The following is a 24,390-nucleotide window of genomic DNA, read 5'->3' on the forward strand; positions in this document are numbered from 1 at the left end:
GTGATGGCCCGGTAGCAGCGCGCCTGAGCGCGACGGGGTTACCGGGACAGCCGCGTCGCGCCCGCGTGCGCTCCTACGGGTGGTTGCAGCGATCGCGGTTGCCGTTGGCGGCCGATCGATTCTGTAGGAGCGCGCCTGAGCGCGATGGCGTTACCGGGACAGCCGCGTCGCGCCCGGGTGCGCTCCTACGGTGATGCACCGTCTGGCACTCAGCCGCGCAGGCGCTCCAGCTGCGATTGCAGCGCGGTCACCTTGGCCTGCAGTGCGGCGTTTTCGTTTTCCAGTTCGGTGACGCGGCGTTGCAGGGCTTTCACATCGCGGCGCTCGGCTTCGCCGCCTTCGGCCTGGTCGGGCTTGGGTTTGCGCTTGGCGTCGCGCACGCGCCTGGCAGCCTGTTTGAGCTCGGCCTTGCCGGCCTGTGCGGCGGCGCGTTGCTCGTCCTCGGACAAGGTGGCCACGGCAGCGGCAGCGCTGATCGAAATCTCGCCGGCCTTGACGGCTTGCACCACTTCCGGGGCGGCCTGTTTGTGGATGCGCTCGATCATCACCACCTGGTTGTTGCTCAGGCGCGCCTCGCGCGCCAGCTCGGCGCGGCTGACCGGAGTGGAGATCTCTTCCCATGGCGGGCTGTCGCTGTCCACGGCGGCCTGCGCGGGGCCCTGGTCGATGCCGTTGGCCGCCTGGTCATCGTCGGCAAGCGCCGGCGCTTCGGTCGCGGCGTCGGCATCGCGCTGGCTGCGCTGGCGCGCAGCCAGGATCTCGCGCTTGCGCAGCGCCAGCACGCCACGCTGGAAGTCCGACACGCTGCGCCGGCCCAGGTGCTGCTCGATCATCCACAGGTGCACGTCCTGCATCGACTGGAAGCGCGGGTTCTGCACGGTCTGGAACGGCAGGTCGTGCTTCCGGCAGATGCCGTAGCGGTTGTGGCCATCCACCAGCACATCGCCCCACAGCACCAGCGCATCGCGGCAGCCCTCGGCCAGCAGGCTGCGTTCCAGTGCCTCGTGCTCGTCGGGCGTCAGCGGGTCGATGTAGGCCTGGAGTTCTTCTTTGACGACGATGTTCATGCGGCAACTGCGGGGAAGTGCGGGGCCGGCATTGTAGTGAGCCTGCTGCGGCTTTGCGCGCTTGACCGCGCTGCGCGCGGGCGTTACGCGCGGGCGCCTGTGCGCTCGTCGTCGGGCGGTGCTGCGCAGGATCGTTCTGCGGCCCATGCATGAAGGCATCGTGGATCGCATCGGCCACCAGCACCGCACCCATCGGCACCGTGCCACTGGTCAGCTTCTTGGCAGCGGTGATCAAATCGGGCGGTTGGCGGTGAACGGCATCCAGAACGCGTCCAGTTGCGTAGGTGCCTGCAGCGCGTACGCGGCATCGTGAGGTGGGGGTCGTGCATGGCGGACCTCGTCGCTGGGGATCATTCGACTGTACGGCCTCGGCGCGTCGGCCCTCGCCCCGGCGAAGTGCGACGGCGACCACGATGTGCGGAGCTGCACATGCCGGTCGGCATGGACTAGTCAATTAGTCGCAGCGTCGGCCGCTAAGCTCTCGAAACGCCTGGTGACGCGTGCGTTGACGGGTTTTTTCGACCGGCTGCGGGGCGCGCCAAAGCATTGCAAAGATTCAGCGATCGCCGATGATGCGCAGAACAGTGCCAGGGACGCCTGGTAGCCGCTGCTGCCCTTATCGCAACACGTCGATCGATCGCAGCCATCAATCGTAGTCGGGACCATGGAGCCTGCTGCGCACAGTCGTCTTGTCAGGCGCGCCGGACACACTTCTTCATACTTCTTTGGGGAACGGGAATGACACAAGAGTCCACCGTTGCGAGCGCCAACGGCGCAGACGCCGGCCTGCTGTCCAAGGAGCGCATCGTTGCGCGTCCGGGCTTCAATCGTTGGTTGGTACCGCCGGCGGCACTGGCGATCCACCTGTGTATCGGCATGGCCTACGGCTTCAGCGTGTTCTGGTTGCCGCTGTCCAAGGCGCTGGGCATCACCGAGGCGATCGCCTGCCCGGCCGACATGGGCCTGTTCGCGCGCATGGTCGCCACCACCTGCGACTGGAAGATCAGCGAGCTGCAGTGGATGTACACGCTGTTCTTCGTGCTGCTGGGCTGCTCGGCGGCGATCTGGGGCGGTTGGCTGGAACGCGCCGGCCCGCGCAAGGCCGGTGTGGTCTCGGCGCTGTGCTGGTGCGGTGGGCTGGTGATTTCGGCGGCCGGCATCCACTTCCACCAGATCTGGATGCTGTGGCTGGGCTCGGGCGTGATCGGCGGCATCGGTCTGGGCCTGGGCTACATTTCGCCGGTGTCGACGCTGATCAAGTGGTTCCCGGACCGTCGCGGCATGGCGACCGGCATGGCGATCATGGGCTTCGGTGGCGGCGCGATGATCGGCAGCCCCCTGGCCGATGCGCTGATGCGCCACTTCGCCACGCCGACCTCGGTGGGCGTGATGGAAACCTTCCTGGTGATGGCGGCGCTGTACTTCGTCTTCATGATGGCTGGCGCGTTCGGCTACCGCGTGCCGCCGAGCGGCTGGGCGCCGGCCGGCTGGACCGCGCCGGTGGCCAGCAACAACGCCATGATCACTGCCCATCACGTGCACGTGAGCAGGGTCTGGGGCATCCCGCAGTTCTGGCTGCTGTGGGGCGTGCTGTGCCTGAACGTGTCGGCCGGTATCGGCGTGATCGGCATGTCCTCGCCGATGCTGCAGGAAGTCTTCGGCGGCCGGTTGATCGGGGTGGAGGTCGGCTTCGGCAGCCTGAATGCGGCGCAGCTGACCAGCATCGCGGCCATTGCGGCAGGCTTTACCGGCCTGCTCAGCCTGTTCAACATCGGCGGCCGCTTCTTCTGGGCCAGCATGTCCGACAGGCTCGGCCGCAAGAACACCTACACGCTGTTCTTCGTGCTGGGCATCTGCCTGTATGCGGCCGCGCCGTCGGCCGGCGGCGTGGGCGGAATCGCGCTGTTCGCCGGCATCTTCTGCATCATCGTGTCGATGTACGGCGGCGGTTTCGCCACCGTTCCGGCGTATCTGGCCGACCTGTTCGGCACCCAGATGGTGGGCGCCATCCACGGCCGCCTGCTGACCGCCTGGGCCACCGCCGGCATTCTTGGTCCGGTGGTGGTGGGCTACATGCGTGAGTACCAGCTGGCTCAAGGCAGCCCGCCGTCACAGGTCTACAACACCACCATGTACATCCTCGCCGGCATGTTGGTGCTCGGTCTGATCTGCAACCTGTTGGTGCGTCCGGTGGCCGCGCGGCACTTCATGACGCCCGACGAACTGGCGCGCGAGAAGCGACTGGCGCACGAGAAGGCGGACCACGGCGGCAAGGTGGTGCTGCCGCCGGAGCAGATGGAGCGTATCGGGCATGGCGGCAATCCGGCACTGGTCGCGCTGGCCTGGCTGGCGGTCGGTGTGCCGATGTGCTGGGGCATCTGGGTCACGCTGCAGAAAGCCTCCGTGTTGTTCCACTGAGTTATTCCACTGAGATGAGATGACTACTCCGTCTTCCCGTTCCGTGCGCCCAGGCAGCGTGGTGCGCACGGTTGTCCGCCACCGCGGCGGCCGCAACGCCACGGTGCAGGACTTGGTGGCGGCCGAAATGCCGGTGGCGTTCAACTACAACGGTGTGCCGTTCGCGGTGATGATGGCCACGCCGGAGGACCTGGAGGATTTCGCACTCGGGTTCTCGCTGAGCGAGGGCATCGTCGAGCATCCGCAGGACTTGCGCGTGGTGGCGGTGGAGACGTTTCTGGAAGGCGCCTGGTTGCAGATCGAGATCCCGCCCGACCGGGCCGCTGCACTGGACCGGCGGCGCCGCAATCTGGATGGCCGCAGCGGTTGCGGAGTGTGCGGCAACGAGTCGATCGAGGCCGTGCTGCGTGTGCCGCCCTTGCTGCAGTCGTCGCTGCAGATCGATGTGGCGGCGTTGGCCCGCGCACTGGACGCGCTGCATGCGCAGCAGCCGATCGCCGCGCAGACCGGCGCGGTGCATGCCGCCGGCTGGGCCGACGCACAAGGTGTATTGCGCTATGTGCGCGAAGACGTAGGCCGGCATAACGCGCTCGACAAACTGATCGGCGCCCTGGCGCACGCGCGCGTCGATGCATCGCGAGGGTTTGCAGTGGTGACCAGCCGCGCCAGTTACGAAATGGCCATGAAAGCCGCGCAGGCGCGGATTCCGCTGCTCGCAGCGATATCGGCACCGACCGCGCTGGCAATCAGCCTGGCCGATAGTACGGGACTGACCCTGATCGGGTTTGCCCGCGATCACGATTGTGTCGTTTACAGCCATCCGCAGCGCCTGGACCTGGGCGCCGTCGTGGGAGAGCCCGCATGAGCAAGAAGACCATCCAGCAATACGACAACCCCGCCGGCGGCTGGGGCGCATTGCGCTCGGTCGCCAAGCACCTGATGGAACAGGACATCGCGGTGCAGGGCGCCAAGACCCTGCTGCATGCCAACCAGCCGGACGGTTTCGACTGCCCCGGCTGCGCCTGGCCCGACCGCGATCACACCTCCACCTTCGAGTTTTGCGAGAACGGCGCCAAAGCCGTCGCGGCCGAGTCCACTGCGCGCCGCGCCGGGGTGGAGCTGTTTGCCTCGCACAGCGTCAGCCTGCTGTCGCAGTACAGCGATTACTGGCTGGAAGGGCAGGGCCGTCTGACCCAGCCGATGCGTTACGACGCCGCCACCGATCATTATGTGCCGGTGAGCTGGGACGAGGCGTTTGCGCAGATCGCCGCGCACCTCAACGGGCTGGCGTCGCCGGACGAGGCGATCTTCTACACGTCCGGGCGCACCAGCAACGAAGCGGCGTTTCTGTATCAACTGTTCGTGCGCGAGTTCGGCACCAACAACTTCCCCGACTGCTCCAACATGTGCCATGAGCCGTCCGGCATTGCGCTGCGTTCGCAGATCGGCGTAGGTAAGGGCACGGTGTCGCTGCACGATTTCGAACTGGCCGATGCGATCTTCATCTTCGGTCAGAATCCGGGCACCAATCACCCGCGCATGCTCGGCGAGTTGCGTCAGGCCTCCAAGCGCGGCGCGGCGATCGCGGTATTCAATCCGCTGCGCGAGCGCGGCCTGGAAAAGTTCGCCGACCCGCAGGACAAGCTGGAGATGCTGCACAACGGCTCCACCCGCATCGCCTCGGATTATTTTCAGCTCAAGATCGGCGGCGATCTGGCCGCGGTCAAGGGCATCATCAAGCATGTGCTCGAGCGGGATGCACAGGCCCAGCGCGATGGCACGCCACGCCTGCTGGATCTAGAATTCATCGACGCCCACACCGCCAACTTCGACGCCTTTGCTGCCGAGGTGCACGGCGAATCCTGGGACACCATCGTCGAAGAGTCCGGGCTGGACGAGGCGGCATTGCGCAAGGCCGGCGAACTCTATCTCAACGCCGGGCGCGTGATCGCCTGTTGGGGCATGGGCATCACCCAGCACAAGCATTCGGTGGCCACCATCCACATGATCACCAACCTGCTGTTGCTGCGCGGCCATCTGGGCCGTCCCGGTGCGGGCGTGTGCCCGGTGCGCGGACACAGCAACGTGCAGGGCGACCGTACGATGATGATCTACGAAAAACCGCCGGCCGCCTTCCTGGACAAGTTGCAGACGCTGTTCGGGTTTGCGCCGCCGCGCGAAGACGGTTTCGACACCGTCGGTGCGATCGAGGCGATGCTGGACGGGCGCGGCAAGGTGTTCTTTGCGATGGGCGGCAACTTTGCCGCCGCCACGCCGGATACGGATGCCACGCATCGCGCGCTGCGCAATTGCCAATTGACCGTGCACGTCACCACTAAACTCAATCGCAGCCATCTGGTGCATGGGCGCGCTGCGCTCATCCTGCCGTGCCTGGGCCGTACCGAAATCGACATCCAGCACGCCGGCTCGCAAGGCGTGACGGTGGAAGATTCGATGAGCATGGTGCACCTGTCGGCCGGCATCAACCCGCCGGCCTCGCCGGAGCTGCTGTCCGAACCGGCGATCGTGGCGCGCCTGGCCGAGGCGACGCTGGGTACGCGCAGTGCGATCCGCTGGCGTTGGCTGGTGGGCGATTACGACCGCATTCGCGACCTGATCGCTCAGGTGTTCCCCGATTTTGCCGACTTCAACCAGCGCGTGCGCGTGCCGGGCGGATTCCGCCTGTCCAACACCGCGCGCGATCGGCAATGGGTGACGCCCGAAAAGCGCGCGGTGTTCAAACCGCACGCGGTGCCGACCGACAACCCGATCCATCGCGCACGCCGCAGCCACGCCGGGCAGATGGTGTTTACGCTGGCCACCACACGCTCGCACGATCAATACAACACCACCATCTACGGGTTGGACGACCGCTATCGCGGCGTGTTCGGCGAGCGCCGGGTGCTCTTCATCAATGGTGCGGACATCGCCGCGTTGAACATGAAGCCTGGCGATTGGGTGGATCTGGAGAGTCTGTGCGAGGACGGCGTGCATCGCCAGGCGCGCCGCTTCCTGCTGGTGGACTACAACATTCCGCGCGGCTGTCTGGCGGCGTATTACCCGGAAACCAATGCGTTGGTGCCGCTGTCCAGCTTTGCCGACGAAGCGCGTACGCCGACGTCCAAGTCGATTCCGGTAATCGTGCTGCCGCATCGCGCCGAAACCGCAGATGTGGCGCCGCGCGACATCGGAGCAGTGCTTGTCCGCTGATCCGCAGCTCACCGCGTTGTTGCTTCACACGTTGGCCGATACGCCCGAAGGCGTGTCGCTGGCGCGCCTGTGCAAGCAACTGGGCGTGCGCATGAGTGTGCTGCTGCGCACCCTGGCGTGGCTGGGCAGTGCCAGTCTGGACGGTCAGCCTGGTCCGGGCTGGATCCGGGTGGAAGACCGCGGCGAGCGCCAACTCGCGGTGCTGACGGATGTCGGGCTGGCAGCACATGCGCAACATGCAATGACGCAAACGCCCCAAGGCGACTGAGCAACTTGCTGGTTCTTCCCGGCTGCTTCACTCCCACCGGAAGCTGGTCGGACGCACCGTGATCCGAACGACACGCGCCATGCGCTACTCGCAACCACATACACCGACGATCTCGATGGCTCCTTGCCCGCCCACCGTCGCGGGGCTCTTACGCGGCATGGATGCTACAAGGACGTACTTGCGGCGTGTCCTGCGATGGTGGGCGGGCAAGAGCCTTGCAGCAAAGCCGCAGACCCGACGCTCTGCAAGCAATCTATCAGCCACTCCAAGACCGGCCGAGCTCTTGAATCGTGGCGCTGTTGTGGAGGCAGTCGAACGCTTGAGTCAAAAGCCTGGTTGGTCGAGCGTGCGGTGTCCTCACCGCTTGCGGGACACGCCGTGAATCCGTCCGTGGAGGCTCCTTGGCAGCATCCATGCCGCCAAGGGTCCCGCAACCGGCAAGGACACCGCACCAGAGAGTTGGTCGGCTGTTCTCCTCAAAGCTTACTTCTCGGCTTGCGGTGGGAAGATGAGACGTTTGCAGGTCGCGTGTTGAAAGCCTGCCTGTTGCTCGGCCTGCATCAGAAGCTGATCGGGCGCAACGTGATCCGAACAACGCGTATCCCGCACTGCTCTTAATTGCGCACACCGACCATCTCGACTGGTCCTTGTCCGCCCACCGTCGCGGGACCTTACGCGGCATGGATGCCGCGTAAGAGCCTACAAGGACGTACTTGCGGCGTGTCCTGCGGTGGTGGGCGGACGAGGGCTCTGCAACCAAGCCGCAGATCATTCGCTCTACAAATAATCTATCAACACTGTCCGGCGACTCCAAAGCAACCGAGATTCCGAAAGACATGAGGCTGTCATACCTGCAAAGGCAAGCAGTCACGGTTGTAACTTTTTGCAGGTCGATTGGTCTGCGCAAACCGTTGCTGCAATCTGCCAGAATCGGCCGTCTTGTCTTGTCTGGATACCGATCAACGATGACTGCCGCCGCGCCGCTTGCTGCTCCCATCAATTCGCCTGCGCGCGTGCTGTTCGCCAGTCTGATCGGCACCACCATCGAGTTCTTCGATTTCTATATCTACGCCACCGCTGCGGTGCTGGTGTTCCCCACGCTGTTCTTTCCGGCGGGCGATGGCAGTGCGGCGATGCTGCAGTCGCTGGCGACCTTTGCGGTGGCCTTTGTCGCGCGCCCGGTGGGCTCGGCGGTGTTCGGCCATTTCGGCGACCGGATCGGACGCAAGGCCACCCTGGTGGCCGCGCTGCTGACGATGGGCCTGTCCACCGTGGCGATCGGCTTGCTGCCCAGCTACGCCCAGATCGGCGTGTTCGCCCCTGCGCTGCTGGCGCTGTGCCGCTTTGGCCAGGGCCTGGGCCTGGGCGGCGAGTGGGGCGGGGCCGTGCTGCTTGCCACCGAAAATGCACCGCCCGGCAAGCGCGTGTGGTACGGCATGTTTCCGCAGCTGGGTGCGCCGCTGGGCTTTCTGCTGTCCACCGGCACCTTTCTCGGCATGGGTGCGGTACTCGACGATGCGCAGTTCATGCAATGGGGCTGGCGGGTACCGTTTCTGGCCAGCGCGTTGCTGGTGCTGACCGGCCTGTGGGTGCGCCTGAGCATCACCGAGACGCCGGATTTCCAGAAGACCCTGGACCACAAAACGCGTGTGCGCCTGCCCTTGGGTACGGTGATCTCGCAGCACTGGCCGGCGCTGATCAGCGGCACGCTGGGCGCGTTCGCCACCTTCGTGCTGTTCTACCTGATGACGGTGTTCGCGCTGGGCTACGGCACCAAGGCCTTGGGCTACGACAAGGAGCAGTTCTTGTTGTTGCAGATGGCCGGTATCGTGTTTTTCGCAATCGGTATCCCGCTCTCGGCCAGGTTCGGCGACCGACATGGCGCGCCGCTGGCGATGATGCTGGCCAGTGTTGCGATCGTCGCGTTCGGGTTGGCATTCGCGCCGCTGTTTCAGGCCAATCACCCGCTGCAGGTACTGGCATTTTTGGGGCTGGGATTCTTCTTCATGGGCCTGACCTACGGCCCATGCGGCACGTTGCTGGCCGAGTTGTATCCCACCGAAGTGCGCTACACCGGTGCCTCGCTGTCGTTCAACCTGGCCAGCATTCTGGGCGCGGCACCGGCGCCGTACGTGGCCACGCAACTGGCCGCGCGCTACGGTGTGCAGGCGGTGGGGCACTACCTGGGCGGTGCGGCGGTGCTGAGCCTGCTGGCGTTGGTAGTGGCCCGCAGATCGCGTCGCCGAGCTGGCGTTTGAAGGCACGCGCGGACCGCGTCATCGCTACGGCAGATCGCGCCCGGGTGCGCTTCCACGAAACTGCCTGCGTCTGCGCGGAACGAGGTGCTCGGGCCCTGGTCCAGGTCGTGCGTGCATTGACGCACCGTCGTGTTGGCGGTGCCGGTCTGCCGATCCATGGGAACGTGCCTGCGCGATGGAGCGCTACCGGCACTGCCTGTCGCGCGCAAGCACGCGCCTGTGCCGGCGTGAGCGCTAGCGGAACAGGCGCCTGAGCGTGCGTCCCAGCCAGTTGCCGTGCTGGTGGCTGCGCGCGAACTGGTCCAGATGCGCGATCACCTGCGGCGCATAGGCCTGGTCGTCGCCGCGGATGTGGTTGAACAACCAGCGCGAGAGCATGCTGCGGAGTTCGTCGCTGACGTCTTCGCCGGCCTGGAACCGCAGCCGGTAATCGCCGACGCGTTTGCCGAAGACCTCGTGCACGCGCTTGTGCGCCAGGCTGAAGGGGTAGCCGGCTTCCTCCATCAGTTCTTCTTCGAAGGCAAAGTGCGACAGCGTGTAGTCGATCAATTCGTCGATCACCTCGGCCACTGCCAGGCGTTGCAGGCTGGCTTGCGCTGCATGCAGATGATTGATCATTTCCACGATGCGCCGGTGTTGGTGATCGATGACTTCGATCCCGGTGTTGAGGTCGTCCTGCCAGACCAGCAAAGCCATCGTTCGCCCTTGTTCCCTACGATGAGGGCACGATAGGCGCGCGCGCTCGCCAGCGCGTTGATCTGGATCAAATCCGGCCGCGGCGCGCGGGCGGCGTCCGCGCTGCTGGGCGATGCGGTGTTGCCGGCGATAGCGCCGGATCGGGCACGCTGCCAGCCGTGCAGCGCGCGAGCCTGCGGCAGTCAGTTGGCCAGACGTACCTGGTTGCGACCACCGGCCTTGGCCAGGTACAGATACTTGTCCGCTTCGCCCAGCAGATGGTGCAGCGACTGGCCGTCTTCGGTGGCGATGCACACGCCGATGCTCACCGTCATGCTGAGGGTTTCGTCGCCGATCCGCACGCGCAGCGCGCTGATGCGTTCGCGCAGGGTTTCGAAGTAACTGGCGGCGTTGTCGGCATCCAGCCCAGGGACCAGCAGGCAGAATTCTTCGCCGCCGAAACGTGCCACCAGATCCTGTGGCCGCGCGTGACTGGAGACTGATGCGGCCACTGCCCGCAGCGCCTGGTCGCCAGCTTCGTGGCCCCAGGTGTCGTTGATGTGCTTGAAATGGTCGATGTCCAGCATTGCCGCAGTGACCGTCTGGTCCTGCGACATCAAGGTCGGGATCACCCGCTGGCTTTGTTCGAGGAAATAGCGCCGGTTGGGCAAGCCGGTCAGGAAATCGCGAGTGGCCAGGTCCTGCAGCGTGCCAATCAATTCCAGCTGGTCCACATTCTGCGACACGCGGCAGAAGAACTCTTCGCGCGAAAACGGCTTGCGCAGGAAATCGTTGGCGCCATTTTTCAGGAAGCGCGGGATCAGCGACGAGTCGCTGTTGCCGGAGATGCCGATCACGGCGACCTTGTCGCGCGAACGGACCGCACGCAGCCTGCGGGTGAATTCCACCCCTTCCATGCCGGGCATTTCCTGGTCGACGATGGTCAGGCGGATATCGGGATCGCGCTCGATCGCCTGCAGGCCGGCTGCACCGTCCGCTGCCAGCACCACGCGGTAGCCGTACATCGACAGCAACGCGGCCGCATAGGTGCGGGCGGACAAGGAATCGTCCACCACCAGCGCCGCGATGCGGCGGTTGCGCTCCAGGCGCTGCACCAGCCACGCCAGATATTCGATGCTGCCGGGCGCGTTCTTGAGGACGTAGTCGATGATCTGCTTCTGCAGCACGCGCTGGCGCAGATCCTCGTCGTAGACGCCGCTGACCACCACGGTGGGCAGTTTGCGCGAGAGGAAAAATTCCACGACCTTGTCGCGGTCGCCATCCACCAACACCAGGCCGGTCAGAACCAGAAACCAGCCGTCTTCTTCGTCGAGCACACGGGCGGCTTCTGCCAGGGTCGACACGACCGTGACCGGCAGCTCCACGCGTTGCTCGATGGCTTCGCGCAGCATGCTGGTGAAGGTGCGCGAATTCTCCACCAGCAACACGCGTTGCGGCAGGACTGCGCTTTCACTATTGCGATGTAGGGTACCTGGGGGCATCGGCTGGCCGTGCGGATCGAACCGTCCTACCCGCTAACGGCCCTGCTCGCCAAAACTTGAGCGCCGCGTCTCAACGTGTCCAAGACAGCAGTTGGTTCACCACAACGCATCGCGTAACCGGTACCAGCTCATCGCGGCCACCAGCAGCGGCGTGCGCAGCAGGCGCCCACCGGGAAAAGGCCGATGCCGAATGCGCGCGAACACATCCAGCCGTCGGCTCTGGCCGGCGATGGCCTCGGCGATGACCTGGCCGGCCAGGCCGGTGGCGGCGACGCCATGCCCGGAGAATCCCTGGGCGAAATAGACGTTGGACGCCAGCCGGCCCCAATGCGGGGCGCGATTGCGCGAGATGTCCACGTCGCCGCCCCACAGTGTTTCCAGCGGCACGTCGTGCAGCTGCGGGAAGACCGTGTGCATGCGTCGGGTCATCAGCCGATCCAGGCCGGGCGGCGGACGCGCGGAATAACTGGCGCGTCCGCCGAACAGCAGCCGGTGGTCGGCGCTGAGCCGGTAATAGTCCAGTGCCCGGTTGGTGTCGGCGACCGCCATGCCGTTGGCGATCAGCGCGCGCGCGCGGGCCTGGCCCAACGGCGGCGTCGCGCCGACATAGGTGCCGACCGGCATGATGCGGCGTTCCAGCGCTGTGGCAACGTCGTGCAGCAGGGCGTTTCCGGCGATCACGCCGAACTCGGCACTGACGCTGCCCTGGTCGGTCTGCATCGTCACGCGCTCGCCGTGTTCCAGCCGGGTAACCGCCGAGCCCTCGTGGATGCGTACGCCTGCCGCCAGCGCTGCGCGTGCCAGGCCCAGTGCATAGGCCAGCGGATGCAGATGGCCGCTGGCCGGGTCGAACATCGCACCCAGGTAGAGCGGGCTGTCCAGCACTTGCCGCGTCTGCGCGCGGTCCCACCATTCCAACCGATAGTCGTAGCGCTCGGCCATGCGCACGATGCCGTGCTGCAGGGCCCGCACCTGGCGCGGTTTCAGTGGCACGTGGGCGTGGCCGTCACGCCAGTCGCAGGCGATGGCGTGGCGTGCGATGCGCGCGCGCAGCAAGCGCATGCCGTCGCGCGAGAAGTCGAACAGCAGCCGCGCGTCGGCATCGCCGACCAGCGCTTCCAGGGTTTCCTGCTCGCAGCCGTAGCCGACGATGGCCTGGCCGCCATTGCGTCCGGAGGCGCCCCAGCCGACGCGCCTGGCTTCCAGCACGATGACCTGGTAACCGGCCTCGGCCAGGGCAAGCGCGGCGGTGAGGCCGGTGTAGCCGGCGCCGAGGATGCAGACATCGGCACGTTGGGCGCCCTGCAGGTGCGGTTGCTCCGGCAAGGCCGGCGTGCTGCGAGCGTACCAGCTGTCGGGATAGCCATTGCCCCGCGGATCGGCAGGCCGTAGCGATGTGGCCGCGCCGTTCATCACACGATCCGCAGGTACCGGGCGTAGTCCAGATCCGGCACCAGCGCCTGGTAATCGAGCAGCTCGCGTTGTTTCTGCCGTCCGAACACGTGCTGGAACTGGCTGCCGAACTGCGTGCCGACAAAGTCGCTGGCGCCGAATGCATCCACCGCGGCCTGCCAGGTACGCGGCCGGAAGACCGATTGCGCGTAGGCATTGCCGGTGACTGGCGCGCTAGGCTCGCCGGGATGTTGCAGGCCGTCCAGCAGGGCGGCGAGCACGGCAGCGGCGGCCAGGTACGGGTTGGCATCGGCGCCGGCGATGCGATGTTCGATGCGGATATTGCGGGCATCGCTATGCGGGATGCGCAGCGCCACGGTGCGGTTGTTGAAACCCCAGCTCGCATCCAGCGGCACGAAGGCGTTGCTGACGAACCTGCGGTAACTGTTGGCGTGCGGCGCGAACAGCAGCAGCGAGGCATCGGCGTGCCGCTGCAGGCCGGCGATGGCATGGCGCAGGCGGTTGGCGGGTGCATCGACGCTGCCGGCAAATACATTGTGCCCGTCGATATCGAGCAGGCTCACGTGCAGGTGCAGGCCGCTGCCGGCCTGGCCGGGAAACGGCTTGGCCATGAAGCTTGCGAGCTTGCCCTGCTGTTGCGCGATCGCCTTGATGGTGCGCTTGAGCAGGATCGCCTCATCGCAGGCGGCCACTGCATCGGTGCGATGCTGCAGGTTGATTTCGAACTGGCCGGGCGCATATTCGGCCACGGCGGTGTCGGCCGGGATGCCTTGCAGGCGGCAGGCGGCAGTCACCGCATCGGTAAACGCACGCTGGTCGTCCAGGTCCTGCAGCGAATACACCTGGGTGCTGTCGCTGCGCTCACCGGTCTGCGGATCGCGCGGCGTCTGCGGGCGTCCTTGCGCATCGGGTACCGCATCGAACAGGTAGAACTCCAGTTCCACTGCAATGACCGGGGTCAGGCCGACTGCGGCAAAGCCGTGCAGCACGCGCTGCAATACCGCACGCGGTGCGACCTCGAACACGCCGCCGTCCGGCTGATGCATCGCCAGCAGCAGCTGCGCCATCGGCCGCGGTGCCCACGGCACGGGGCGCAGCGAACCTGCGATGGGCCGGCAGACGCGATCGGCATCGCCGATCGCATAGCCCAGCCCGGTTTCCTCGACGGTGTTGCCGGTGATGTCGGTGGCGATCAGCGACATCGGCAGGCACACGCCATCGCGATAGACCTTGCCCAGGACCTCGGCTGTCACACGTTTGCCGCGCAGCACGCCATTGGTGTCGGGCAACAGCAGATCGACCGCTTCGCAGCCATCGATACGCGCCAGCGTGGCGGCATCGGCGGCGGGCAAGCACGCGACGGAGTTCTCGGAAGCCATGGGCACCACCTGCAAGGTCGCCGCTCAGACTAGCAAAGCACAGGTGATCTTTCGCGGCGTGCGCCTGTCGCCCCTGGCAATGCTGGTGGCCGCACGGTAAGTTCGCAGGCATCCTCGACGCACCCCATCGACCCATGGCGAACACACGCTGACGCGTCGTCGCGGTCGGAGGGATGCAGGTGACGCGCAAGACGCCAGCAGCGCGCCGATAGGTGGCGCGCACACTGCCCACGCTTGGCCTGATGGCGAGCGCGCGCGTGATGCAGCAGCGTTCAACCGGGAGATCCGCATGGCTGTCGTTCCACTGGTCGGGTTGCCGACCGATCGCATCCAGCAAGGGCCGCATCCGTTTCTGGCCACCGGCGAGAAGTACATCCGCGCGGTGGTGGACGCGGCCGGCGCAATGCCGGTGCTGTTGCCGAGCCTGCAACCCACGCTGGATGCGCGCGCCTGGCTGGATCGCCTGGATGGCCTGTTGCTGACCGGTGCGGTGAGCAATGTCGAGCCGCATCACTACAGCGACGAGCCGAGCTGGGAGGGCAATCCGCACGACCCGGCGCGCGATGCCACCAGCCTGGGGCTGATTCCGCAGGCACTTGCGCGTGGCCTGCCGGTGCTGGCGATCTGCCGCGGGCTGCAGGAGGTCAACGTGGCGCTGGGCGGGCGCCTGCACCAACGCGTGCATGACGTGCCCGGTCTGCTTGATCACCGCGAAGACCGTGCCGCGCCGCTGGACACGCAGTACGGCCCGGCGCATCCTGTGCAGCTGCATGCCGGCGGCCTGCTGGCAAGCATGAGCGGCAGCGCGCAGGTCGCGGTGAACTCGCTGCACGGGCAGGGCATTGCGCGCTTGGCCGACGGCTTGGCGATCGAAGCCACCGCGCCGGATGGCCTGATCGAAGCCTTTCGCGGCTCCGGGCCGGGCTTTCTGCTCGCGGTGCAGTGGCATCCTGAGTGGCGTGTCACGCAGCATCCGTTTTACCGTGCCATCTTTCAGGCCTTCGGCGAGGCCTGTCGCCAGTATGCCGCCCGACGCGGTCAGTGAGGTTGCATGTCCATCCGCACACGTTCGCGCATCTCCAGGCCCAAACAGCCCGAGAGCGCGCTGCGCCGCTGGCTCAAGGAGCGCCACATCACCGAGGTCGAATGCCTGGTGCCGGACATCACCGGCAACGCACGGGGCAAGATCATCCCGGCGGACAAGTTCTCGCACGACTATGGCACCCGCCTGCCGGAAGGCATCTTCGCCACCACCGTCACCGGCGATGTCCCGGACGATTACGACGAGCTGACCTCGCCATCGGATTCGGACATGCATCTGCGCCCGGATGCGTCCACCGTGCGCATGGTGCCGTGGGCGGCCGACCCCACCGCGCAGGTCATCCACGATTGCTACACCAAGGACGGGCAACCGCATGAGCTTGCCCCGCGCAATGTGCTGCGGCGGGTGCTGGACGCGTATGCCGAGGCCAGGCTGCAACCGGTGGTGGCGCCGGAGCTGGAATTCTTCCTGGTGCAGAAGAACACCGACCCGGACTTTCCGTTGTTGCCGCCGGCCGGGCGCTCGGGTCGGCCGGAGACTGCGCGGCAGTCGTATTCGATCGATGCGGTCAACGAGTTCGACCCGATCCTGGACCTGATGTACGACTACTGCGATGCGATGGAACTGGACGTGGATACGCTGATCCACGAATCCGGCGCCGCGCAGCTGGAGGTCAACTTCACCCACGCCGATGCGCTCTCGCGCGCCGATCAGGTGTTCCTGTTCAAGCGCACCATGCGCGAGGCCGCGCTGCGGCATGGCGTGTATGCGACGTTTCTGGCCAAGCCGATGGAGACCGAGCCGGGCAGTGCGATGCATATCCATCAGAGCCTGCTGCATGCCGGCACCGGCAAGAACGTGTTCAGCGGCAAACGCGAAGGCGGCTTCAGCGACACCTTTGCGCACTATCTCGGTGGCCTGCAGAAATACATTCCGATGGCGATGGGGCTCCTGGCACCCAACGTCAATTCCTACCGGCGGCTGATGTTCGGCGAGGTGTCGCCGAGCAATGTGCTGTGGGGCTTCGACAATCGCACCTGCGGGCTGCGGGTGCCGATCGATGTGCCGCAGAACATGCGGGTGGAAAGCCGCTTTGCCGGCTCCGACGCCAATCCGTACCTGGCGATGGCGGCGACCCTGGCCTGCGGCTTGCTCGGCATCCGCGAAAAGCTCGAACCGACCGCGCCGATCAGCAGCAACGGCAAGGAGCAGGGCTACGATCTGCCGCGCTCGTTGGGCGAGGCGCTGGATGGGCTGGAGGGCTGCGAGGCCTTGCAGGAAATGCTGGGGCGTCGCTTCGTGCGCGCCTACATCTCGGTCAAGCGCAAGGAATACGAAACGTTCTTCCGGGTGATCAGTTCGTGGGAGCGGGAGTTCCTGTTGTTGAATGTGTGAGGCGTCTGCGCTCGGCACAGCGTGCCGCGCCGCTCCCTTCTCCCCTCAGGAGAAGGGGCCCAAAGGGCGGATGAGGGCAGGTCGTCTGGCCATGGTCCAGACTCACGTGCATTGCTTGCGTCCGATGCGTTTTGCGCCAGCTGCCTTTCGTAACGCCACTGCATTCGCGCCACTGGCGTGAGCCACCTTCCGGAGCAAGCCGTGCACCCCACTGTGTTGGAAACCTTGCAGCAACTCGATGCCGCCCATCACCTGCATCCGTTCAACGACAACGCGGCACTGGCCGAAAAGGGCACGCGCATCCTGACCCGTGGCGAGGGCGTGTATGTCTGGGACGCGCAGGGCAACAAGTTGCTGGATGCGTTCGGCGGCTTGTGGTGCGTGAATGTCGGCTACGGGCGCACCGAGCTGGCACAGGCGGCGGCACGCCAGATGGAACAGCTGGCGTACTACAACAGCTTCTTCCAGTGCACCACCGAGCCCACCATCCATCTGGCCGCCAAGCTGGCGGAGCTGACACCGGGCGATCTGAACCACGCGTTCTTCGCCAACTCCGGGTCGGAGGCCAACGACACCATCCTGCGGCTGGTGCGGCATTTCTGGGCGGTGCAGGGGCAGCCGGAAAAACGCATCTTCATCGGCCGTCATGATGGTTACCACGGCACCACCATGGCCGGTGCCAGCCTGGGCGGCATGCGCGGCATGCACAGGCAGGGTGGCCTGCCGATTCCGGATATCTACCACATCGCGCCGCCGTATCACTTCGGCGATGGCGGGGAGATGGATCCAGAGGAGTACGGCTTGCTGGCGGCCAAGCGCCTGGAAGACAAGATTCTGCAACTCGGCCCAGAGAACGTGGCGGCCTTCATCGGTGAACCGATCATGGGCGCGATCGGGGTGTACATCCCGCCGCGCAGCTACTGGCCGGAAATCGAGCGCATCTGCCGGCGCTACGACGTGCTGCTGGTGGCCGACGAGGTGATCTGCGGGTTCGGGCGTACCGGTGCCTGGTTCGGTGCGGATTATTTCGGCTTCCAGCCCGACGTGATGACGCTGGCCAAGGGCATCACCTCCGGTTATATCCCGTTGGCGGCAGCGATGTTCAACGATCGCGTGGCCGGCGTGCTCAAGGCGCAGGGGGGCGAGCTGGCGCACGGCGGCACCTATGCGGGGCATCCGGTCTGCGCGGCGGTGGCGCTGGAGAACCTGCGCCTGCTGCAGGACGAAGGCATCGTGGACACCGCGCGTACCCGGATCGCGCCGTACCTGGCGCAACGCTGGGCCGAGCTGGGCGAGCACCGGCTGGTCGGCGAGGCGCGTATCGCCGGCCTGGTCGGGGCACTGGAACTGGTGCCGGACAAACGCCGGCGCGGGGCCTATTTTCCCGAACGCGGTCGGATCGGTGCGCTGTGCCGCGATTTCGCGCTGCGGCGCGGGCTGATCCTGCGTGCCACCTACGACGCGATGCTGCTGTCGCCGCCATTGATCATCACCCACGCACAGGTCGATGAGCTGTTCGACAAGGCCTGGGCGGCGCTGGACGATACTGCGCAGGCGCTGGGCATCGGTGCGGGGTAAGCCTGCCGGCGCACGTCAAGCTTTGCCGGTCGCGTACTCGCGAGTGCGGCCGGCAGAGGCGATTGCGGCACCTGCCGCGCCGGCCAGCGGGTGCATACGGTTGGTTTCCGCCACGCCGCGCTGTGCAAACACAACCACCATGGGTAGGCTGGCCCTTCGACCGGCCGCATCCCGGACGCCCTGATCGCGCTGCTCTGGAGACCCGCATGACGCTGCGACTGCTTGCCCTGACGCTGTCCACCACGTTGCTGGCCGCCTGCGGTGGCAGCAATGCACCCGGCAGTGCCGACGCGCAGGCAAAGGTGCTCAATGTCTACAACTATTCGGACTACATCGCCGAAGACACCATTCCCGCATTCGAAAAACGCACCGGCATCCAGGTCACCTACGACGTCTTCGACAGTGACGAGATGGTGGAAACCAAGCTGCTCGCCGGTGGCAGCGATTACGATGTGGTGGTGCCCACGCTCAACTTCTTCGGCCGGCAGATCCAGGCCGGCGTGTTCCTGCCGCTGGACAAGGCCAAGATCCCCAATCTGGCCAATCTGGACCCGGACATCATGCGGCGCATCGCCGCGCAGGATCCGGGCAACGTTTATGGCGTGCCATACATGATCGGCACCACCGGCATCGGCTACAACGTGGACAAGCTCAAGGCCATCTTCGGCAGCACCGAGGTCGCCGACAGCTGGGATCTGGTGTTCAAGCCGGAAAACCTGTCCAAATTGCAGGACTGCGGCGTGACCATGCTGGATACGCCCTCGGATCTGATTCCCATTGCGCTCAATTATCTGGGCCTGGATCCGCACAGCAGCGTGCCGGCCGAGATCGAGAAGGCCGCCGCGCTGATCAAGACGATCCGCCCGTATGTGCAGAACTTTCATTCCAGCCAGTACGTGACCTCGCTGGCCAACGGCAACACCTGCCTGGCGGTGGGCTGGTCGGGCGACGTCATCCAGGCGCGCGACCGTGCGGTGGAAGCCGGCAACGGCATCAAGGTGGCGTATGCGATTCCGAAGGAGGGCGCGCCGCAGTGGTTTGACATGCTGGCCATTCCCAAGGACGCCAGACATCCCCACAACGCCTATGCCTTCATCAATTATCTGTTGAAGCCGGATGTCGCCGCGGCCAACAGCAACTTCATCCACTACGCCAACCCGGTGCGCACCGCCACGCCGCTGGTGGACGCGGCGATCCGCAACGACCCCACCATCTACCCGCCGCCGCAGGTGACCGCCAAGATGTTCACCTATGCGATCAATCCGCCCGAGGTGGATCGCCTGTATACGCGGCTGTGGACCGAGATCAAGACCGGCCGCTGACGGCCGCAGTTGTTCCTGCAGCCCTGTACGGCGCCTGCCAGGCGCCCGCTCATAAGAGCGCCTAACAAGACCACTGCGCAGCCGCCAGGCGCGCGCGGCCGGTGCGCGGGATCGGCATGTCCCACTCGTACTCCGGTTCTGAGCGCGCCGTCTGCACCCCTGACGACTGCTCGCTAGGTGTTGTCAGCCGCTCTTCGTCATAGCGCACGCTGACTGCGGTCGTCACGCAATCTGTACCGGACGGTTCAAATAATTGTATGGTTGTGCCGCCTTCGCCGGGCCGCTGATGCGGCACGTCGTCGCGCGCGCCTCGCCCACGACACAGGACGCCTCACCTTGAGCAACCACGACCAGCAGTCCAACGACGGCCAGCCTTCGGGCACGGATGCGCAAGCCACCGGCGCGCACGACGAGCAGGAGCCGCCCAAGCCCTCGCCGTTGAAGAATCCCAAGGTCAAATGGACGCTGATCGTGATCGGGGTGCTGGTGCTGGTGCTGCTGGTGATCTGGCTGGCCTACTACCTGATCAAGGGCCGCTACATGCAGGACACCAACAATGCCTACCTGCAGGCCGATTCGGTGGCCGTGGCGCCGCGGGTCAGCGGCTACGTGACCAAGGTGATGGTGGGCGACAACCAGATCGTGGAAGCCGGCCAACCGCTGCTGCAGATCGATGGGCGCACCTATCAGGCGACCCTGCAGCAGGCCGAAGCCGCGATCGCCGCGCGCCAGGCCGATATCGCCGCGGCCACCGCCAATGTGTCCGGTCAGGAGTCGGCGCTGGTGCAGGCACGCAGCCAGGTGACCTCGGCGGCGGCAAGCCTGAGGTTCGCTCAGGCCGAAGTGAAGCGCTTCGCCCCGTTGGCCGCCTCTGGCGCCGACACGCACGAGCATCAGGAAAGTCTGCAGCACGAACTGCAACGCGCACGTGCCCAGCACGAGGCCGCGCAGGCGCAGGCCAAGGGTGCGCAGAGCCAGATTTTGGCCAGCAACGCGCAGCTGGAACAGGCCCAGGCCGGCCTCAAGCAAGCCACCGCCGATGCCGACCAGGCCCGCGTGGCGGTGGAAGACACCCTGTTGACCAGCCGCATCCACGGCCGCGTCGGCGACAAGACGGTGCAGGTCGGTCAGTTTCTCGGGGCGGGTACCCGCACCATGACCATCGTGCCGCAGGAATCGCTTTACCTGATCGCCAATTTCAAGGAAACCCAGGTCGGCCTGATGCGTCCCGGCCAGCCGGCCGAGATCGAGGTCGATGCCTTGTCGGGCGTCAAGCTGCACGGCAAGGTCGAGAGCCTGTCGCCCGGTACCGGCTCGCAGTTCGCACTGTTGCCGCCGGAAAATGCCACCGGCAACTTCACCAAGGTGGTGCAGCGCGTGCCGGTGCGCATCCGCGTGCTGGCCGGCGACGAGGCGCGCAAGGTGCTGGTGCCGGGCATGTCGGTTGAGGTCACCGTGGACACGCGCTCGGCCAAGAACGCCAAGCAACGGGCCGAGGAGGAATCCGATCGCGTGCAGGCGCAGGAGCGCGCGCGATGAATGCAACGGCAGCCACCGGCCAGCGTGCCGGCGGCAGCGCGCAGCGCGAGAAGGCCGAGCCGGGCGCATGGCTGGCGGTGCTGGCCGGCACCATCGGTTCGTTCATGGCGACGCTGGACATCTCCATCGTCAATGCGGCGCTGCCCACGATCCAGGGCGAGGTCGGCGCCAGCGGCACGGAAGGCACCTGGATCTCCACCGCGTATCTGGTTGCCGAGATCATCATGATCCCGCTGACCGGCTGGTTCGTGCGCACGCTGGGCCTGCGCAATTTCCTGCTGATCTGCGCAGTGATGTTCACCGCCTTTTCGGTGGTGTGCGGACTGTCCACCTCGTTGACGATGATGATCATCGGCCGCGTTGGGCAGGGTTTGGCGGGTGGCGCGCTGATTCCGACCGCGCTGACCATCGTCGCCACGCGCCTGCCGCCCAGTCAGCAGACCATGGGCACCGCACTGTTCGGTATGACCGTGATCATGGGCCCGGTGATCGGCCCGCTGCTCGGCGGCTGGCTCACCGAAAACGTCAGCTGGCACTACGCCTTCTTCATCAACGTGCCGATCTGCGTGGGCCTGGTGGCCTTGCTGCTGCTTGGCCTCAAGCATGAAAAAGGCGATTGGGCCGGCCTGCTCAATGCCGACTGGCTGGGCATCTACGGTCTGACCGCCGGTCTGGGCGGACTCACCGTGGTGCTGGAAGAAGGCCAGCGCGAGCGCTGGTTCGAATCCAGCGAGATCAACACGCTGAGCGTGATCGCGCTGAGCGGCTTCATCGCATTGGTGATTTCGCAATTTCGTCGCCGCGCGCCGGTGATCCGGCTGTCGCTGCTGCTGCATCGCAGCTTCGGCGCGGTGTTCGTCATGATCATGGCGGTGGGCATGATCCTGTTCGGCGTCATGTACATGATCCCGCAGTTCCTGGCGGTGATCTCCGGCTACAACACCGAGCAGGCCGGCTATGTGCTGCTGCTGTCCGGGCTGCCGACCGTGCTGCTGATGCCGATGATGCCCAAGCTGCTGGAGGTGGTGGACGTGCGCATCCTGGTGATTGCCGGGCTGATCTGTTTTGCCGCGGCGTGCTTCGTCAATCTGTCGCTGACCGCCGACACGGTCGGCACGCATTTCGTCGCCGGCCAGTTGTTGCAGGGCTGCGGCCTGGCGCTGGCGATGATGTCGTTGAACCAGGCGGCCATCTCCTCGGTACCGCCCGAATTGGCCGGCGATGCGTCAGGCCTGTTCAACGCCGGCCGCAACCTCGGCGGCTCGGTCGGGCTTGCGCTGATCTCCACCTTTCAGGAGCGCCGCATGACCTTCCACACCGAAACCATCGGCAGCGCGATCACTGCAAATTCCTCGCGCGCGCAGGATTTTCTGTCCGGCCTGACCATGCAGATGCAGGGCAGCGCCGGCGGCGAGGCGGCCATTCGCTCGGTCGCGCAGCTGGCGCGCCTGGTACAGCAGCAGGCGCTGGTGATGACCTATAGCGATCTGTTCTGGATTTTCGGCGTGATCGTGGTCTGCACGATTCCGCTGGCCTTTTTGCTCAAGCCGTTACCCAAGGGGGCGCACCTTGCAATGCACTGATTCCATGCGCCCGATCCGCATGTCCCTGGCCGCGACACTGAGCGTGGTCCTGCTCGGCGGCTGCATGCTCGGCCCCAACTACACCAAGCCCCCGACAGTGGCCGACGCGGCGGTGCAGGCGCCGGCGTTGCATCGCGCAGCTGGCGCCGACGTGGTCGCCGCCGCGCCATTGAATCATTGGTGGGAGGAACTGCAGGATCCGACCCTCACCCGGCTGGTCACCCAGGCCCTGGCCGACAGTCCCAACCTGCGTGCGGCGCAGGCGCGGTTGCGCGCCAATCGCGCACTGGCCAGCCAGCGCCGTGCCGAGCGCCTGCCCAAGCTCAACGCCAGTGCGATGTATGCGTATGCCGAGCCGCCGCAGACCATCGTCGATACGCTGGGCGGCTTGCAGAACAGTCAGAATGGGCAGCCACCGGCACAGGGCAGCGAGGCGCTGGATCTGGAAAAGACCCAGATCTACAGCGCCGGTTTCGATGCCAGCTGGGAGCTGGATGTCTTCGGCCGCCGCCGTCGCGCCGCCGAAGGCGCCCTGGCACAGGCGCAGGCCTCGGAAGCCGAGCTGGCCGATGCGCAGGTGCAGCTGGCGGCCGAAGTGGGGCAGGTGTACCTCAACTACCGCGGCTTGCAGGCGCGGCTGGCAATTGCCGATGCAAATCTGGACAAGATCGGGCAGACCTTGCGCCTGACCCAGCAGCGCCGCGAACGTGGTGCGGCCTCGGACCTGCAGGTCGAACAGATCGCCACGCAAGTGCAGCAGCAACAGGCGCAGCGCCTGCCGCTGGAAATGCAGTCGCAGGAAGCGCTGGACCAGCTGGCGCTGATGGTGGGGCGCGAGCCTGGTGCGCTGGATGCGCAGTTGAGCGCGCCGCGGCCGTTGCCGATGCTGCCCGCGCAGGTACGTGTGGACGATGCCGGCGCCTTGATCCGTCGCCGCCCCGATGTGCGCAAGGCCGAGCGCGAGCTGGCTGCCTCCAGCGCGCAGATCGGCGAGGCATTGAACGGGTATTTCCCGCAGGTGAGCCTGTTGGGCGGCCTGAGCTGGGTCGCCGGCTCGCCCAGCGATTTCAATTCCGACGCCTTGACCACACTGGCGGTGCCGATGCTGCGCTGGTCGATCTTCGACTTCGGCCGCACCAAGGCGCAGGTGGAGCAGGCACGGGCCGGCAACGCCGGCCGCGAGGCGGCGTACGAGGGGGCGGTGCTGGCTGCGTTGCAGGATGCCAATTCGGCATTGGCGCGCTTCGGCTCGGCGCGCAAGCAGCTGGTGGTGGCACGCCAGGCCGAAGCCTCGGCCACGCGTTCGGCCGGGCTGATGCAACAGCGGCGCGATGCCGGAGCCACCTCGTCGATCGATCTGCTCGACGTGCAACGCCAGCAACTGTCCGCGCAGGACGCCGCCGCGCAGGCGCAGGTGCAGTTGCTGGTGAATTACGTTGCGCTGCAGAAGAGCCTGGGTCTGGGATGGAGCGCGCCGGTGCGGCAGGCACGCTGATCGGTACCCGTCGCGGCGGGCGTCTGTGCCCCGGTCGCGGTAGGGTGTCTTCCTGCTGCAGACGCTGCGCTGCTGCGGGGCCTGTGCCGACCGGTAGTCACCCGATGTGGCAGGTCGTCGCCGGTTTGCTGCAGACGATGCGCTTGAACTGAAAGGGACGGGTGCTGGATCTCGTATCGAGCACTGGCGGTGCCAGCGTCTGGAGGTGCACAGTCGTTGCTGGGCCATGCTTGGCCATCGAGAGGG

At 66.1% G+C, this 24,390-nt stretch carries 17 protein-coding genes and 1 other RNA gene; 13 read left to right on the plus strand and 5 right to left on the minus strand.

Features of this window, described 5'->3' with window-relative positions; all coding sequences use genetic code 11:
- Positions 1 to 209: 209 nt before the first annotated feature.
- Entirely contained in the window at positions 210 to 1,067 is an 858-nt protein-coding gene (locus FHT08_RS06475) for a plasmid replication/partition related protein (protein WP_104537029.1), read from the minus strand.
- Between the two features lie 738 nt (positions 1,068 to 1,805).
- On the opposite strand from FHT08_RS06475, the gene FHT08_RS06480 reads away from it, so the two are divergent.
- The 5 genes from FHT08_RS06480 to FHT08_RS06500 all read left to right on the plus strand — a co-directional run bounded on the left by FHT08_RS06480 (position 1,806) and on the right by FHT08_RS06500 (position 9,221).
- Positions 1,806 to 3,485, plus strand: coding sequence for an OFA family MFS transporter (locus tag FHT08_RS06480; protein ID WP_166774600.1), 1,680 nt, complete (start codon positions 1,806 to 1,808; stop codon positions 3,483 to 3,485).
- Positions 3,486 to 3,504: 19 nt separating this feature from the next.
- On the plus strand, positions 3,505 to 4,350 hold the full coding sequence (fdhD, locus tag FHT08_RS06485) for a formate dehydrogenase accessory sulfurtransferase FdhD (protein WP_104604877.1): 846 nt from the start codon (positions 3,505 to 3,507) through the stop codon (positions 4,348 to 4,350).
- Positions 4,347 to 6,695 (plus strand): FdhF/YdeP family oxidoreductase, encoded by a 2,349-nt coding sequence (locus tag FHT08_RS06490; RefSeq protein ID WP_104604875.1) that lies wholly within the window; start codon positions 4,347 to 4,349, stop codon positions 6,693 to 6,695. Before fdhD ends, FHT08_RS06490 begins: the two co-directional genes overlap by 4 nt.
- Complete coding sequence (locus FHT08_RS06495) at positions 6,685 to 6,963, plus strand: hypothetical protein (protein ID WP_166774601.1); 279 nt, start codon at positions 6,685 to 6,687, stop codon at positions 6,961 to 6,963. The genes FHT08_RS06490 and FHT08_RS06495 overlap by 11 nt, the downstream gene beginning before the upstream one ends.
- 965 nt (positions 6,964 to 7,928) lie before the next feature.
- Entirely contained in the window at positions 7,929 to 9,221 is a 1,293-nt protein-coding gene (locus FHT08_RS06500) for an MFS transporter (RefSeq protein WP_166774602.1), read from the plus strand.
- 234 nt (positions 9,222 to 9,455) lie between these two features.
- Here FHT08_RS06500 and FHT08_RS06505 read toward each other — a convergent pair whose 3' ends face one another.
- The 4 genes from FHT08_RS06505 to FHT08_RS06520 all read right to left on the minus strand — a co-directional run bounded on the left by FHT08_RS06505 (position 9,456) and on the right by FHT08_RS06520 (position 14,190).
- Complete coding sequence (locus FHT08_RS06505) at positions 9,456 to 9,917, minus strand: bacteriohemerythrin (protein WP_166774603.1); 462 nt, start codon at positions 9,915 to 9,917, stop codon at positions 9,456 to 9,458.
- Positions 9,918 to 10,099: 182 nt separating this feature from the next.
- Positions 10,100 to 11,398, minus strand: coding sequence for a diguanylate cyclase (locus tag FHT08_RS06510; RefSeq protein ID WP_166774604.1), 1,299 nt, complete (start codon positions 11,396 to 11,398; stop codon positions 10,100 to 10,102).
- 96 nt (positions 11,399 to 11,494) lie between these two features.
- Complete coding sequence (locus FHT08_RS06515; RefSeq protein ID WP_166774605.1) at positions 11,495 to 12,811, minus strand: FAD-binding oxidoreductase; 1,317 nt, start codon at positions 12,809 to 12,811, stop codon at positions 11,495 to 11,497.
- Complete coding sequence (locus FHT08_RS06520; RefSeq protein ID WP_166774606.1) at positions 12,811 to 14,190, minus strand: glutamine synthetase family protein; 1,380 nt, start codon at positions 14,188 to 14,190, stop codon at positions 12,811 to 12,813. The genes FHT08_RS06515 and FHT08_RS06520 overlap by 1 nt, the downstream gene beginning before the upstream one ends.
- 289 nt (positions 14,191 to 14,479) lie before the next feature.
- On the opposite strand from FHT08_RS06520, the gene FHT08_RS06525 reads away from it, so the two are divergent.
- The 8 genes from FHT08_RS06525 to FHT08_RS06560 all read left to right on the plus strand — a co-directional run bounded on the left by FHT08_RS06525 (position 14,480) and on the right by FHT08_RS06560 (position 24,144).
- Positions 14,480 to 15,235, plus strand: coding sequence for a gamma-glutamyl-gamma-aminobutyrate hydrolase family protein (locus tag FHT08_RS06525; RefSeq protein WP_104537047.1), 756 nt, complete (start codon positions 14,480 to 14,482; stop codon positions 15,233 to 15,235).
- 6 nt (positions 15,236 to 15,241) lie between these two features.
- Complete coding sequence (locus tag FHT08_RS06530) at positions 15,242 to 16,627, plus strand: glutamine synthetase family protein (RefSeq protein WP_166774607.1); 1,386 nt, start codon at positions 15,242 to 15,244, stop codon at positions 16,625 to 16,627.
- A 201-nt stretch (positions 16,628 to 16,828) separates the two neighbouring features.
- Positions 16,829 to 18,205 carry an aspartate aminotransferase family protein gene (locus FHT08_RS06535; RefSeq protein WP_166774608.1) on the plus strand — a complete coding sequence of 459 codons (1,377 nt, stop codon included), beginning with the start codon at positions 16,829 to 16,831 and terminating at the stop codon, positions 18,203 to 18,205.
- A 206-nt stretch (positions 18,206 to 18,411) separates the two neighbouring features.
- Positions 18,412 to 19,527: a polyamine ABC transporter substrate-binding protein gene (locus FHT08_RS06540; RefSeq protein WP_166774609.1), complete on the plus strand. Its 1,116-nt coding sequence runs from the start codon at positions 18,412 to 18,414 to the stop codon at positions 19,525 to 19,527.
- 116 nt (positions 19,528 to 19,643) lie between these two features.
- Positions 19,644 to 19,716: non-coding RNA, sX9 sRNA (locus tag FHT08_RS06545), on the plus strand.
- A gap of 147 nt (positions 19,717 to 19,863) precedes the next feature.
- Positions 19,864 to 21,066 (plus strand): HlyD family secretion protein, encoded by a 1,203-nt coding sequence (locus tag FHT08_RS06550; protein ID WP_166774610.1) that lies wholly within the window; start codon positions 19,864 to 19,866, stop codon positions 21,064 to 21,066.
- Positions 21,063 to 22,649, plus strand: a complete 1,587-nt coding sequence (locus FHT08_RS06555; protein WP_166774611.1) for an MDR family MFS transporter — start codon at positions 21,063 to 21,065, stop codon at positions 22,647 to 22,649. Before FHT08_RS06550 ends, FHT08_RS06555 begins: the two co-directional genes overlap by 4 nt.
- A gap of 4 nt (positions 22,650 to 22,653) precedes the next feature.
- Positions 22,654 to 24,144 (plus strand): efflux transporter outer membrane subunit, encoded by a 1,491-nt coding sequence (locus tag FHT08_RS06560; protein WP_166774612.1) that lies wholly within the window; start codon positions 22,654 to 22,656, stop codon positions 24,142 to 24,144.
- Positions 24,145 to 24,390: the final 246 nt, after the last annotated feature.

Source organism: Xanthomonas sp. CFBP 8151, assembly GCF_011761885.1.
In the GTDB taxonomy this organism is placed as follows: Bacteria; Pseudomonadota; Gammaproteobacteria; order Xanthomonadales; family Xanthomonadaceae; genus Xanthomonas; species Xanthomonas arboricola_B.

Excerpts from the sequence above, each read along its gene's own strand:
- FHT08_RS06475 (WP_104537029.1), bottom strand. The coding sequence starts at position 1,067 with ATGAACATCGTCGTCAAAGAAGAACTCCAGGCCTACATCGACCCGCTG.
- FHT08_RS06480 (WP_166774600.1), top strand. The coding sequence starts at position 1,806 with ATGACACAAGAGTCCACCGTTGCGAGCGCCAACGGCGCAGACGCCGGC.
- fdhD (WP_104604877.1), top strand. The coding sequence starts at position 3,505 with ATGACTACTCCGTCTTCCCGTTCCGTGCGCCCAGGCAGCGTGGTGCGC.
- FHT08_RS06490 (WP_104604875.1), top strand. The coding sequence starts at position 4,347 with ATGAGCAAGAAGACCATCCAGCAATACGACAACCCCGCCGGCGGCTGG.
- FHT08_RS06500 (WP_166774602.1), top strand. The coding sequence starts at position 7,929 with ATGACTGCCGCCGCGCCGCTTGCTGCTCCCATCAATTCGCCTGCGCGC.
- FHT08_RS06505 (WP_166774603.1), bottom strand. The coding sequence starts at position 9,917 with ATGGCTTTGCTGGTCTGGCAGGACGACCTCAACACCGGGATCGAAGTC.
- FHT08_RS06510 (WP_166774604.1), bottom strand. The coding sequence starts at position 11,398 with ATGCCCCCAGGTACCCTACATCGCAATAGTGAAAGCGCAGTCCTGCCG.
- FHT08_RS06515 (WP_166774605.1), bottom strand. The coding sequence starts at position 12,811 with ATGAACGGCGCGGCCACATCGCTACGGCCTGCCGATCCGCGGGGCAAT.
- FHT08_RS06520 (WP_166774606.1), bottom strand. The coding sequence starts at position 14,190 with ATGGCTTCCGAGAACTCCGTCGCGTGCTTGCCCGCCGCCGATGCCGCC.
- FHT08_RS06525 (WP_104537047.1), top strand. The coding sequence starts at position 14,480 with ATGGCTGTCGTTCCACTGGTCGGGTTGCCGACCGATCGCATCCAGCAA.
- FHT08_RS06530 (WP_166774607.1), top strand. The coding sequence starts at position 15,242 with ATGTCCATCCGCACACGTTCGCGCATCTCCAGGCCCAAACAGCCCGAG.
- FHT08_RS06540 (WP_166774609.1), top strand. The coding sequence starts at position 18,412 with ATGACGCTGCGACTGCTTGCCCTGACGCTGTCCACCACGTTGCTGGCC.
- FHT08_RS06555 (WP_166774611.1), top strand. The coding sequence starts at position 21,063 with ATGAATGCAACGGCAGCCACCGGCCAGCGTGCCGGCGGCAGCGCGCAG.
- FHT08_RS06560 (WP_166774612.1), top strand. The coding sequence starts at position 22,654 with ATGCGCCCGATCCGCATGTCCCTGGCCGCGACACTGAGCGTGGTCCTG.